At 51.1% G+C, this 12630-nt stretch carries 13 protein-coding genes; 10 read left to right on the forward strand and 3 right to left on the reverse strand.

What is annotated here, in order from left to right:
• Positions 1-6 precede the first annotated feature (6 nt).
• Positions 7-987, reverse strand: coding sequence for a GlxA family transcriptional regulator (locus HGH92_RS26950; protein WP_168873918.1), 981 nt, complete (start codon positions 985-987; stop codon positions 7-9).
• A 117-nt stretch (positions 988-1104) separates the two neighbouring features.
• Here HGH92_RS26950 and HGH92_RS26955 point away from each other — a divergent pair, with 117 nt between their 5' ends.
• Positions 1105-1527: a VOC family protein gene (locus HGH92_RS26955; protein ID WP_168873919.1), complete on the forward strand. Its 423-nt coding sequence runs from the start codon at positions 1105-1107 to the stop codon at positions 1525-1527.
• 23 nt (positions 1528-1550) lie between these two features.
• Complete coding sequence (locus HGH92_RS26960) at positions 1551-2123, forward strand: dihydrofolate reductase family protein (protein WP_168873920.1); 573 nt, start codon at positions 1551-1553, stop codon at positions 2121-2123.
• Positions 2124-2151: 28 nt separating this feature from the next.
• Here the strand turns inward: HGH92_RS26960 and HGH92_RS26965 are convergent, their stop codons facing one another.
• On the reverse strand, positions 2152-2634 hold the full coding sequence (locus HGH92_RS26965) for a hypothetical protein (protein WP_168873921.1): 483 nt from the start codon (positions 2632-2634) through the stop codon (positions 2152-2154).
• A gap of 90 nt (positions 2635-2724) precedes the next feature.
• On the opposite strand from HGH92_RS26965, the gene HGH92_RS26970 reads away from it, so the two are divergent.
• Positions 2725-4095, forward strand: coding sequence for a S41 family peptidase (locus HGH92_RS26970; RefSeq protein ID WP_168873922.1), 1371 nt, complete (start codon positions 2725-2727; stop codon positions 4093-4095).
• Positions 4096-4188: 93 nt separating this feature from the next.
• The gene (locus tag HGH92_RS26975) at positions 4189-6792 is read left to right on the forward strand and encodes a c-type cytochrome (protein ID WP_168873923.1); all 2604 of its coding nucleotides are present in this window, start codon (positions 4189-4191) and stop codon (positions 6790-6792) included.
• Positions 6793-6862: 70 nt separating this feature from the next.
• Here HGH92_RS26975 and HGH92_RS26980 read toward each other — a convergent pair whose 3' ends face one another.
• Positions 6863-7306: a nuclear transport factor 2 family protein gene (locus HGH92_RS26980; protein WP_168873924.1), complete on the reverse strand. Its 444-nt coding sequence runs from the start codon at positions 7304-7306 to the stop codon at positions 6863-6865.
• Between the two features lie 25 nt (positions 7307-7331).
• Here HGH92_RS26980 and HGH92_RS34240 point away from each other — a divergent pair, with 25 nt between their 5' ends.
• The 6 genes from HGH92_RS34240 to catB all read left to right on the forward strand — a co-directional run bounded on the left by HGH92_RS34240 (position 7332) and on the right by catB (position 12629).
• A complete protein-coding gene (locus HGH92_RS34240) occupies positions 7332-8255 on the forward strand; it encodes a DUF6597 domain-containing transcriptional factor (RefSeq protein WP_168873925.1) in 924 nt (307 codons plus the stop codon).
• A gap of 90 nt (positions 8256-8345) precedes the next feature.
• The gene (locus tag HGH92_RS26990) at positions 8346-9119 is read left to right on the forward strand and encodes an isocitrate lyase/phosphoenolpyruvate mutase family protein (protein ID WP_168873926.1); all 774 of its coding nucleotides are present in this window, start codon (positions 8346-8348) and stop codon (positions 9117-9119) included.
• Positions 9120-9138: 19 nt separating this feature from the next.
• On the forward strand, positions 9139-9519 hold the full coding sequence (locus HGH92_RS26995; protein WP_168873927.1) for a YybH family protein: 381 nt from the start codon (positions 9139-9141) through the stop codon (positions 9517-9519).
• A 68-nt stretch (positions 9520-9587) separates the two neighbouring features.
• Complete coding sequence (locus tag HGH92_RS27000; protein WP_168873928.1) at positions 9588-10409, forward strand: helix-turn-helix domain-containing protein; 822 nt, start codon at positions 9588-9590, stop codon at positions 10407-10409.
• Positions 10410-10493: 84 nt separating this feature from the next.
• The gene (locus HGH92_RS27005) at positions 10494-11939 is read left to right on the forward strand and encodes an MFS transporter (RefSeq protein ID WP_168873929.1); all 1446 of its coding nucleotides are present in this window, start codon (positions 10494-10496) and stop codon (positions 11937-11939) included.
• Between the two features lie 66 nt (positions 11940-12005).
• Positions 12006-12629 carry a type B chloramphenicol O-acetyltransferase gene (gene catB / locus HGH92_RS27010; RefSeq protein ID WP_168873930.1) on the forward strand — a complete coding sequence of 208 codons (624 nt, stop codon included), beginning with the start codon at positions 12006-12008 and terminating at the stop codon, positions 12627-12629.
• Position 12630: the final 1 nt, after the last annotated feature.

Here is a 12630-nt window from a genome sequence, read left to right on the forward strand (position 1 = left end):
AGATGATTATGCAATAGCGGTTTCGTTGTACTTGTTACGATACTCTACAGGCGTTAAACCGGTCAGTCGTTTGAATATCTCCCGGAAGCTCTGGGTATCGGTATAACCTACTTCGTACATGACTTCGCTGACGTTCTTGCGGGTGGTTTCCAGCCTGCGTTTGGCGGCTTCCACTTTTACCCGTTGCACATATTCATTGACCGTATTATTGGTGGATTTCTGGAACCGGCGTTCAAAGTTGCGCCGGCCGATAGCAAATTTATTGGCCAGAAAATCGATGGTGATTTTTTCGGGATAGTTTTGTTCGATGAACTCCTGCGCCATTTTGATTTCCTGGTCGTCATGTGCTTTTTGTCCTTCAAAAATAATAAAGGGCGACTGGCTCTTTCTGTCTATATCAATGAGAAATCCTTTAGCGATGTCGATGGCCATTTCCCGGCCGGCATATTTCTCAATAAGATATACCAGCAGATTGAGGTAGGCGAAAGCGCCGCCGCTGGTATAGATGCCGTCTTCGTCAGTGATCAGCTGGGAAGGCACCATTTTAGCATCGGGGAACATCCGGGAGAACTGTCCTGCCAGTTGCCAGTGGGTGGTGCAGGGGCGGTTGTCCAGCAGGCCGGTGGCTGCCAGGAAAAAGGCGCCTATACAAAGACAGGCAATTTCAGCGCCTTGTTTGCGCTGTTCCAGTATCCACGGAATAAATTCCTGGTTCATTTCCGCGGCCCGCTGCTGGTCGCCCTGCAGGGAAGGGATAATGATCAGGTCTGTCTGATGTACCTCGTCGATTAACGCGTCGGGGTTGATGGTGAACCGTCCGTTACGCTGGCTGGTATTGGGAGAAAGTCCTACCAGCTGGATATTGAACAGTGGCGCTTCGCCTCTGGCGGCGCGGATGACATTGACCTCTGACAGTATTTGCAGGCTTCCTTCGATATTTACCAGGCTGCTTTGGCCTCTGGGTATCAGGATTGAAATGTGTTTCATACGGTTAGCTGTTGTCATAAACGGTGTTGTCGTTTTCGCCTTTCTCAATTGTCGTGAAACCCTGCCGTAGATCTTTTCGCGGCGGAGTAGTTTTGTGTTGTCACCAAAAATAGGAAAATGATACAAATTAGCGCATATCTCACCTTCGATGGTAATTGCCGTGAGGCGATGAGCTTTTACCGGGAATGTCTGGGCGGTGACCTGAGCTTTCGGACGGTGGCAGAAGCGGAAGGGGCGGCAGTATTGCCTGAACCGTTCAGGGAGGCAGTGGTGCAGGCCACGCTGGTGAGCGGTGAGCTGGTGCTGACAGGCTCTGATATGGTAGGTGAGGAAGGGTTGATCAAAGGCAACGCAGTTTCGTTATTATTGCATTGCCGGGGTGAAAAGGAAACGAGGGACTGTTACCGGAAACTGTCTGCCGGCGGGGTGGCCTGTCATCCGCTGCAGGACACCATCTCGGGAGGCCTGTTTGGGGTGCTCACGGACAAATACGGCCACCATTGGCTACTTAGCTGTAATCACATCTATCCAAAAAAATAGTTAAACCACAAAAACCTGAAAAAATGAGAAAAGTAGTATTGTTCATGCACGTTTCGATCGATAATTATGTGTGCGACGAAAACGGCGGCCTGGGCTGGATCAGCTATGACCAGGAATTACAGGAATACGCCGATGCCATAGTAGACTCAGTAGGCATGCCACTGTACGGGCGTACCACTTACGACATGATGGCCGGTTACTGGCCTACCGTGCTGGAAAAACCGGAGACACAGAATGCGCGTAGCCTGAAACACGCCCAATGGGTACAGGATATTCCCAAAGTAGTGTTCTCCACCACCATGGAAAAGGCAGAATGGAACAATACCAGGCTGATCAAAGACAACATCACCGAAGAAGTGCAAAAGCTGAAAGCCACGCCGGGGAAAGATCTTGTAATATTTGGCAGTCCTGGCCTGGCCCAGTCTTTCGCGGACCTTGGCCTGATCGACGAATTGCAGTTGACGATTCAGCCCATTGTACTGGGTGCCGGCACCCGGATGTTTGAAGACCTGAAAACACCGGTGAAACTGAAAATGCTCCGTTCAAAACAACTGAAGTCGGGCGTGATCGGCGCACATTATGAAGTGATTAAATAAAGGCTTTAAACCTGCACGGGCGGCAGGTTTAAAGCTGTCCCCGCAGTTTCCGGAGCGTCGGGCCGGATATCGCTTCTTTGCTCCATCTGCGCCGCAGCGGGAACAGTCCCGCCCAGAAGGGAATAAAATAGATGATAGTGACACCAACATACAGACTGTCTGTGCCCGACATGATGGTGCCTAATGCAATCGTAACTACCCAGAGCGCCGCAATGACGATGTTGAACCATATGGCCCATTTGACTTCGAGCCATACCAGGACCGCAGGCGCTAAGTATATCGCCGAAATAATGATGCCCACAATGGCGAAACCAACAATATAGCCGGCATTGTCTTGTGGGGATGCCTTAAAAGCAGTGATCGACTCCCTAAAAATCAGGAAAGAAAAAAGCAGGCCGAAACCGATAGTTATCCAGGTGTATAATTTCAGCCACGGCTGCATCAGCTGGCGCCGGCGCAAGGTATGAACTTCGTCAAAACTCTTGTCAAAAATGGTCTGTTGTTGTTCCATGGTATCAGGCCTATAGGAGCCACAAGGTAACGAATTCCGAGGCAAAATTGTGTATATTGGGCAGCCTTGATACCTAACAATAACGGCTACATGAATGTTAAAAACTGGATATTCCTATTGACACTGCTGCTGGGAACAAATATCAGCCGGGGGCAGTCGACGCTGTCACGCCGGCAGGCAATCGCAGATATCGATGAATACACCCGCACGTTACAGGCTTCACACTACGCGCCGTTTATGCATGTCTCCCAAAAAGACTACAACGCCGGCATAGACAAGATTAAACGCTCCATCGGAGATTCCATCCATACCCGTGATCTGGTGTGGACATTCTACCGTATTACGGCACTGCTGGGGGATGCGCACAGTACGCCGCAACTGGGACAACCTTTTTTCAGAGATGAAATGAAAAAGGACCAGTTCTTCCCGTATAAACTGGCGCAGGATAAACACCGGATATATATTCCTGCTAAACTGGCTGCCGACCTGGGTATTCCGGCAGGCGCAGAGATCACCGATATTAATGGCCGGAAAATGGACGCCCTTTACGAAGAAATACTGAGTGGAATGGCCGGGTTGCCATCCTTCCGGGAAGAAGCGTCCAGCCGTTTGTTGAGTTACTTCCTGTTTTTAAAGGGGATACAACCTCCTTTTGTACTAAGTTACAAAGACAACAAGGGCCTGACCGGTAGCACTGTCATATCTGCCGGAGTGCCGTTCAGACAGGCGCTTGCCGCCACCATGCCGCATATCGCACAGCCGTATACGTACCGTTTACTGAACAGCAAACTGGGTTACATCGATGTCAGAAGCCTGAGCGGTAATGTGAATGCTTTTCGCACCTTTCTGGACAGCTGTTTCCACGAATTCAAAACAGCCGGCATCCGTCACCTGGCAATCGATCTCCGGCAAAACAGCGGTGGCAATACCCTGCTGGCTGATCTGTTGTTCAGCTATATCACCCATAAAAAATACTCCTGGGGACGTAAAAGCTGGAAAATCAGCCAGCCTTATAAAGATATGCTGATAGCAGGAGGGGATACCACCGACAGTTATCTGCAACATGCCAACGGCACGGTGTGGGAGAGCGAAGACTGTATCCCGAAAGAGGGCCCTTTTAAAAGAGACACTGTGTTCGACGGAAAGGTATATTTCATCACAGGCGCCTTTACTTTCTCCAGCGCCATGGCCATGGCCGACGTGGTGAAGGTCTACGGACTGGGTACTATCCTCGGGGAACCTACGGGTGAAAATGTAATAGATTTCGGAGAGGCGTTCCCGATAGTGCTCCCCAACAGCGGTATCAGGATACAATCCACCACGTCACTGAGCCACGGCGCCGATTGTAACAGAACTAAAAACGGGCCGGTACTGCCGGATGTGGCGATGAAGCCACAGTTACAGGATAAGGTGGGGGACAAAGACCCGGTGTTGGAGTATCTGATAAAAACCGTTCATTAGCCTTTCAAATAATAATTCCACGATAAGAAAAACTTTTTTATATCTTGACCGGCTAATAAAATTAAAATTCCACTATTACACAAGCAGTTAACAATGACGAGATTTCCAGTCGCGTTGGCCTGTTCCCTTACAGCGCTCATCGCAGCAAAGCCGTTTTCAGGATACGCGCAAACCACGCCTGCTGAATTAACTATTACAAAGTTTTCCGGTCCTGCTATTACACCCAGTCCGGCCTGCCTGGCGGTGGCGCCCACAGGCGAGGTGTTTGTCGGCGTAGACATGATTGGCTCTCTTGGCAAAGACCCGGGGAAAGGCCGGATATTGAAGCTGGTAGACAAGGACAATGACGGCAAAATGGATGAACATACGGATTTTGCCGATGTTGACAATCCACGTGGCATTATCGTCATGGGCAACCAGGTATTTGTATTGCACACCACTTTTTCCAAAGAAACAGGGAAAGCCACAGGGATGGCCCTCGTAGTGTTTGAAGATAAAGATGGCGATGGGAAGGCCGACGGCCCCCCGAAGCCGCTCATTGAACATCTCAGCAACACCAAATATATCCAGGAAAGAGGAACAGACCACGCCACTAATGGTATCCGCATGGGTATTGATGGCTGGATCTATATCGCGGTGGGCGACTTTGGCTTCCATGATGCCACAGACCGTTCCGGCAAGAAACTGACCATGCTGGGTGGCGGGATCGTGAGAGTGCGCCCCGACGGCACGGAAATGGAAGTGTTCACCCATGGCACACGCAATGTGTATGACGTGGCCATCGATCCCTACATGAATGTCTTCACAAGAGAAAATACCAACGACGGCGGTGGATGGAACGTACGTTTCTCGCACCACCTTCAGTCCGGCGAATATGGATACCCGGTGTTGTTCCAGCATTTTACAGATGAAATAGTACCTGCCCTGGCGGACCTTGGCGGCGGTTCCGGTACCGGCGCCCTGTTCATGGCCGAACCAGGCTGGCCTGAGAAATACAACAATGTTCCCATGATGGCCGATTGGGGCAGGAGCATGCTGTATATTCACCGTGTAACGCCCGACGGGCCTACCTTCACACAAAAAGAAGAAGATTTTATAGCGCTGCCGCAAATTACCGACCTGGATGTTGACGGGTCAGGCAGGCTTTACCTTTCCGCATGGGATGGCGCCGGTTACTCCGGCAGCGATACCATCGGCTTTGTGGTGCGTGCCGTGCCAAACAACTGGACTTATAAGGCATTCCCAGACCCGGCCAAAGCCTCAGTGGATGAGCTGATTGGCATGCTGAAGTCAGCCAGTGCGGTAGCCCGGTTAAGCGCCTCCCGCGAATTGCTGCAACGGAACGATCAGCAGGGAATTGCCGCTGCGTTGAAGATCGCATCTGATGCACAGCAGCCATTGTATGCCCGCGTAGCCGGTCTGTATACCTATGCGCAGGCAACAGGGAAAAATGGTATCCCCGCTTTGGTGGAACTGACCAAAGATGCGGCGATGAAGGAACATGCATTAAGGGCGCTGGCCGATCGTAAAGGCCTGCTGGCGGACGTGCCGGAGCAACCTTTCCTGGATGGCCTGCAGGACGCATCGCCCCGCGTTCGCGCTGCAGCGATAGTGGGACTGGGCCGCCTCGGCCGCTTGGACGCTGCCACAGCTTTGTTGCAAACAAAAGTGCCCGCCTCGTTTGTGGCGCCGGCGAAAGACAAGGAAGGTCCGCATGCTACACCTAACGCCGCTATTATATTGCCGCACCTCGCCGTACGGGCGCTGGTGGAACTGAATGCCGTAGATGCGGCCGTGTCGGCAATAAACGGCCCCAATCCGGCGCTGGCCTTATGGGCTTTGCGTTATATGCATGATGAAAAAGCGGTGAACGGCTTAATCGCTGCCTATCAGCACTCAAAAGACATAAAACTGAAAAAACAGATACTGACCACCCTGGCCCGCCTGTATAAAAAAGAGGCTGCATACGATGCGTCCTGGTGGTGGGGCACCCGCCCGGATTCACATGGCCCGTACTACAAAGCTGTGCTGTGGGCAGGGTCACCGGTGATCGAAAAATTCCTGAAGAAAGAAGCCCTGAAAGCCGATCCGGCACGCATGGAGCAGTTCCGTGAGCTGGATGCCCGCCACAGAATGGAGATCGCCGCTTTTGCACCGCTGAAGAAAACAGAGGCTGTTGCTGCAAAAGAACCTAAAGTCGACCTGGAAAAGATAAAAAGCAAAAAAGGACAGGTGGGTAAATCATCTATCGAAGACGTACTCCTGGCGGTGAAACAGATAAAAGGCGATCCCGCTAAAGGAAAGATACTGTTCGTCAACCAGGGCTGCGTGGCCTGTCACAGCCTTACCAGGGAAGAAAAGATGAAAGGGCCGTTTATGGGACAGATCGGTTCCATCATGAACCGCGAGCGTATCGCAGAATCCATCCTGAAGCCCAATGCATCTATCTCCCAGGGCTTTGCCACGGTAACGGTGACGGCTAAGGGAAATAAAACCTACGTTGGCTTCATTACGGAAGAAACCGCCACCAAAGTGGTCATGAGAGACATTGCCGGCGAAGTGTATACAGTCAAAACAGCGGATATTCTCAGCCGTAAGGAAATGAAAACGTCTATGATGCCGACAGGCCTCGCCAATGCGTTATCATACGAGGAATTTGCGTCACTGGTCAACTTCCTGTCACAACAAAAGAAATAAACTATTACGATAAGATTGTTGCTACCATGCAAGGGGGCTGGCCGGAAAGGTCGGCCCCCTTGTTGTGATATTACTGCCCTTGTGCTGCGCGTTGTTGCGCCAGCGCCGGCAGTTGCAGGTCGCCTTCCTGGCGTAGCAGGTTGAATTTGAAGAAGGTAAGCTGCCAGCGGTCAGCTGTCTGTACCAGCCTGGTTTCATAGGTGCCTTCTACTATCCATACCGCCTGATCGATCACGTGCGTCGCATGACCATTGAATTGCACCGCCACGGCATCGCCTTCTGCGGCGATCTTAAAATCGGAGATCCGGTGCTCGGTTTTATCGAAGCCGGGCAAAAACTGTTTCCACATGCCGATAATAGCGGCAGCAGTAAGGGTAAGCGGTTGTCCGCCGGCCATGGAGGTATAGTCATATACCACTTCGGGTGCAAATGAACGTTCTGCTAAGGCCCAGTCCCGGGCGTCGGCGCCTTTAAACACCGCTTGTATGACAGGAAGGATGTGGGATGTTTCCATAGTTGCTTGTTTGAAAGAAGAGGGTGTGAAAGTAGAATTTTTTTGTTCCGTTTTGTACAATTATGACCAGTCAAAGGGTTATATTTTTGACCTCGGACCGGATTTGTCGTACCTTCCGGTACCAGCAACAGCCATGGAATACAAGGAAATAAGGCCGGGTGACAGGCTGAAACAGTATGTAAAGTGTTATTACACTTATGAATCAGATGCTGCCACGGCATTTGAAGATACCGTTTTCCCCAGCGGCAACATGGAAATCATCTTTAATTTAGGTACCGGCCACTGGCTGACTGACAACGGCACAGGGTTTAAGGCCACGCCGCCGGTGGAGCTGTGGGGCCAGATCACCAAACCGCTGCCGGTGCGTTCCGAAGGCCGTAACACGATGCTGGGCGTTCGTTTTTTCCCCCATGCCGCCGCATTCTTTTTCTCCGATAAAGTAGATCTCTTTAACGATCAGGTCAGCGACTTCCGCGAGGTATTTGGCAGGGAGGTGTCTGCGCTGCATGCACGTTTGCAGGAAACACCCGCCTGGCGGGAACGACTGCTGTTGCTGGAGGACTTTCTGTGGCAACGGCTGTTGTGGTCTGAAAAAAGGCATACTAAAGTGAGCATGCTGGACAGCGTGATGCATGAAATCCGCCAGCCGGGCTTTTTTGATAATATAGAGAACGTGGCCGCCCGCTATGGCATTACTGCCCGCTACCTGCAGAAACTATTTGTGCAATATACCGGTCTCACGCCCAAGCTGTACAGCAAAATTCATCGCTTTCAAAACAGCTTGCAGCTGGTGATCAGAAATGAAGCGCCGCTGACGGCCATTGCCTATGATTGTGGTTATTTTGACCAGTCCCATTTTATCCGCGAATTCAAATCCTTTACCGGTCATACCCCTTCCGGTTATACGCCCGACCAATCGCCTGTGACACTGGCGGCGTCCAACAGTTAAGCTGTTCCGATCTGTACAATTTCACGCTTTCCCGCTGCAGTAGTTTTGTGTTGTCAACAAACAACATTTATTCATTTCAAACGAATGACCATGTCATCCATGTTTAATGCATTTAAAGCACTGCATCAGGAAAATTTATTACTGCTGCCTAACGTATGGAACCCGGAGAGCGCCCGCCGTTTCCAGGAAAAAGGTTTCCAGGCGGTGGCCACGTCCAGCGCGGCGGTGGCAGCAAGCCTGGGCTACGAAGATGGGGAAGGGATGCCTTTCGACGACTATCTGTTTATGGTACGCCGCATCATGGCCGTACTGCGTATACCCTTGTCCATGGATATTGAAATGGGCTACGGCCATTCCCCGGAGGCGATCTACGCTAATATTTCCCGGTTGCTGGAAGCCGGTGTGGTGGGCATCAACCTCGAAGACTCCACTATCGGGAGTACAGGCCGTGTATTACAGGAGGCAAAAACGTTTGCGGCCACTGTAGAACATCTCCGCAACAAGCTGGCTGCCGCAGGTGCTGCGCTCTTTCTCAATGTCCGCAGCGATACCTATTTACTGAATGTGGCCAACAAGGAAACAGAAACGGAACAACGGTTGCGGCTATATGAAACAGCAGGCGCCGATGGTATTTTCCTGCCTTGTATAATGGAAGAAGGGGCGATCGCTGCGGCAGTCAGTCAAACCAATTTGCCGCTCAACGTGATGTGTATGCCCGGCCTGCCTGCCCTGGGCACACTGGAAAAGCTCGGCGTAAAACGCGTCAGTATGGGACCTTTCCTCTACAATAAAGTATATGACACCATCGGTGAGCTGTCAGAAGCCATCACCACCGAAGGTAGTTTTGATCCTCTTTTTATCTAAACAAATTAAAAATCCAGACATGCATTTACCTAAAAAAGCAGAAGACGTGCACGCCGCGCTGGCGGCGGCTTTTAACACCGGCGACATCAACCAGGTGTATACTATTTATGATTACAATGGCATCATTGTGCCCGAGCCGGGGAAAGTAGTATCCGGTAAGCAGCAGTTTGAAGAAGCCGTAAAGGCCATTATGGCTGTGAAAGGAACGATGGAGATTAAAACAGTGTATTGCCTGCAAACCGGCGATGTGGCGGTAGGCCGCTCTGAATGGAACATCACCGACGGTGACGAAGTGAAAGTCAGCGCCAAAGGAATAGAGGTGATGCGGCGTCAGGCGGACGGCTCCTGGAAAGTGGTGATAGACCACGCTTTCGGTGCGCTGGACACACTGAAGGCATAACCCCAAAGCTTCACTGGTTTTAAAACAACAGAATCCGTAAATTTGGTTGTTTTGAAACCAGTGAAGCTATGCTGTCCAACGATGCTGAATTTGTATTGCTGAAAAATAATGAATGCCTGAAAGCCGGTCAGCCGGTGAAGAACGATTATTACACGCTGATGCTGGGTTTGCGCGGGGAGATGGACGTCACCGTAGGGTATCACCGGTTTACACTGGCCCCTGGCCATATGGCGATTATATCGCCGAAACAGATCTTTTCGGTAGATCGGATCACGCCGGATTTTGCTACGCAACAACTGCTGTTTACCCAAAGTTTTTTGTACAAAAGCCATATCAGGGAGCAGGTCATTGACGAGCTGCTGTACCTGCATCCGGAATATCCGCCGGTATTTGAACTGGAGGATAATGCGCTTCCCGGCGTACACCGCAAGTTTAAGACGCTTGCCGAAGAGTATGACGGCACCCGGCCGTTTCATTTTGAGGTGATACGCCTGGTCCTCACAGAACTGCTCTATGATTATAACAGGGCCTGCGAATACTGCCTGCTGCGGTTTCGCAAGAATATGAACCGGCAGTACCAGCTTACTTTCCAGTTTAAAAAACTGGTGGAAGAACAGTTCCTGGAATTACGCACCATCGCTGAATATGCGGTGCTGCTGGGCGTAACGGCCAAACATCTCAGCGAAACGGTCAAAGAGGAAACCGGTAAGACCGCCCTGGAAATAATTCACGAAAGGTTGTTGCTCGAAATGCAATACCAGCTGAAGTACAGCGCTTTGTCTGTAAAAGAGGCGGCCGGCTATTTTAAATTTGACAATGCTTCGCATTTTACCCGCTTCTTTAAACTGAAAACCGGGCTTACTCCTAAGGAATACCGGCAACTTCCGTAAAATTGGCTATTCTTTCCGCTGTTTGGAGATTGATGCCGCCTGAAAAACGGGCGACTTTTGTGGACAAATCTGAATATACACAGTATGGACACAAAAGAACAGACAGCGACAAATGCCGGTTGGACCGATTTGTTTGCGGAGAATAATAAATATAAAGCCATTGCGCTGGCATTGGGCGTTTTACTGCACGTGACCAACATTTATATTGTGGCCACCATTATGCCTTCTATTGTCCGGGAGATAGGTGGGTTAGCTTATTACGCCTGGAATACTACCATATTCGTGGTGGCCTCTATTATCGGGTCGGTGGTGTCGGCCCGTTTCTTATCGGCCAGCGGCCCCCGGAAGGCTTATCGCTGGGCCATCCTGCTTTTTGTGGCGGGAGCAATTATTTCTATGGCGGCGCCAACGATGTACGTATTATTGATGGCAAGAGCCGTGCAGGGGCTGGGGGGCGGACTGCTGTTCGCGCTTTCCTATGGCATGATCCGGATCATTTTTGAATCACGGCTGTGGGCCAAGGCCATGGCGCTGGTATCGGGCATGTGGGGCGTAGGCGCCTTTGTCGGTCCCTTTGTCGGCGGCATCTTTGCCGAATATGGCAATTGGCGTACAGCCTTTGCCGTTATCCTGGTCATCGGTATCTTGCTATTGGTGTTCACCGAATTTATCTTGCCCGCCAAACATGCGGCAGGCGCTAAAACACCGGTCCCTGTAGAGAAACTGCTGTTGTTATTATTATCTGCACTGGCAGTGTCCGTGGGCAGTGTCATGGAAAGCCTGGTGTATAATCTGGCGGGCCTGCTTGCAGCGCTGTTGCTGATTGTGTTGTTGGTGAGATCGGAGAGGGGCAGTAAGGTGAGATTGTTGCCTTCCGACGCTTACCGCCTGTCTTCTCCGCTGGGCATGGTATACCTGGTAATCGTACTGCTGGCGCTGGTGGCGGCGGTAGAGATATTTATCCCTTATTTCGAGCAAACCATACATGGCTTTACCGCATTGGAAGCCGGCTATCTGACGGTGCTGGTGGCATTGGGATGGTCTGCCGCTTCGATGGCATTTTCCGGCGTGAACTCCGCGGCCGTGATGAAGCTGGCGCTCATCGGCGCATTGCTGATGAGCGCCGGACTGGCGGGAGTGGCCTGGCTTTCCGGTATGGCGTATAGTACCTATGTGCTGGCAGGCCTCTGCGTTTCCCTATTGCTGATCGGCGCCGGCATCGGACTGCCATGGCCTCACCTGGTGGTTAGGGTGTTCTCACTGGCACCACCCAACGAAATTGAACTGACCTCCACATCTATTACGACCGTTCAGCTGATGGCCATGACTTTTGGCGCGGCGCTGTCCGGCCTTATTGCCAATGCCGGCGGCATGACGCACCCGGGCGGGGTTGCGGGCGCCATCAATGCGGCTACCTGGCTGTATGGCTGTTTTATTATTCCACCTGCGGTAGCGGCAACAATGCTGCTCACGAAAATGGATGTGAAGAAAACCGCGGTGACAGCACAAGAGATGGCGGAGATAGTATAGATCAAATTTGCACGGTGGCTCGTCAACTAATCGTATCTTGCTGTTCGTGATTTAAAATTGAGCAGCATGGAAAATTATTTTGAAAGCCCTTTTCGTGGTAAATTATTATCTGAACAGGTTACCAATCCTAATATTATCGTGGGCGCCTATAGTTATTACTCTGGTTATTATCACGGCCACTCTTTTGATGACTGTGCGAAATACCTGATGCCTGACAGAACGGATGTAGATAAGTTGATTATCGGAAGTTACTGTTCTATTGGCACTGGTGCTGCCTTTATCATGGCAGGTAACCAGGGGCACCGGCATGACTGGGTATCCAGTTTTCCTTTTTTCTATATGCCGGAAGTAGCTGCTTTTGAAGGCAGTATTGATGGTTTCAGGCCGACGGGTGATACAGTGATCGGCAACGATGTGTGGATAGGCACCGAAGCGGTGATCATGCCGGGCGTGAAAATAGGGCATGGCGCTATCATCGGCAGCAGGGCGCTGATCACCAAAGATGTGGCGCCTTACAGCGTAATGGGAGGCAATCCGGGCAAAGAAATACGGAAACGTTTCGCGGAGGAAGATATCGCGCGTTTGCTGGAAATGGAATGGTGGAACTGGCCGGACGACAAGCTGAAAGCTGCGATGCCATTGCTTTGCAGTAGTGATATCAAAGCATTGTATGATTTTTATAAAGCATAGT

It is taken from the genome of Chitinophaga varians (assembly GCF_012641275.1).
In the GTDB taxonomy this organism is placed as follows: domain Bacteria; phylum Bacteroidota; class Bacteroidia; order Chitinophagales; family Chitinophagaceae; genus Chitinophaga; species Chitinophaga varians_A.

Coding starts and splice junctions, on each gene's coding strand:
- HGH92_RS26950 (WP_168873918.1), bottom strand. CDS start 987: ATGAAACACATTTCAATCCTGATACCCAGAGGCCAAAGCAGCCTGGTA.
- HGH92_RS26955 (WP_168873919.1), top strand. CDS start 1,105: ATGATACAAATTAGCGCATATCTCACCTTCGATGGTAATTGCCGTGAG.
- HGH92_RS26960 (WP_168873920.1), top strand. CDS start 1,551: ATGAGAAAAGTAGTATTGTTCATGCACGTTTCGATCGATAATTATGTG.
- HGH92_RS26965 (WP_168873921.1), bottom strand. CDS start 2,634: ATGGAACAACAACAGACCATTTTTGACAAGAGTTTTGACGAAGTTCAT.
- HGH92_RS26970 (WP_168873922.1), top strand. CDS start 2,725: ATGAATGTTAAAAACTGGATATTCCTATTGACACTGCTGCTGGGAACA.
- HGH92_RS26975 (WP_168873923.1), top strand. CDS start 4,189: ATGACGAGATTTCCAGTCGCGTTGGCCTGTTCCCTTACAGCGCTCATC.
- HGH92_RS26980 (WP_168873924.1), bottom strand. CDS start 7,306: ATGGAAACATCCCACATCCTTCCTGTCATACAAGCGGTGTTTAAAGGC.
- HGH92_RS26990 (WP_168873926.1), top strand. CDS start 8,346: ATGTCATCCATGTTTAATGCATTTAAAGCACTGCATCAGGAAAATTTA.
- HGH92_RS26995 (WP_168873927.1), top strand. CDS start 9,139: ATGCATTTACCTAAAAAAGCAGAAGACGTGCACGCCGCGCTGGCGGCG.
- HGH92_RS27000 (WP_168873928.1), top strand. CDS start 9,588: ATGCTGTCCAACGATGCTGAATTTGTATTGCTGAAAAATAATGAATGC.
- HGH92_RS27005 (WP_168873929.1), top strand. CDS start 10,494: ATGGACACAAAAGAACAGACAGCGACAAATGCCGGTTGGACCGATTTG.
- catB (WP_168873930.1), top strand. CDS start 12,006: ATGGAAAATTATTTTGAAAGCCCTTTTCGTGGTAAATTATTATCTGAA.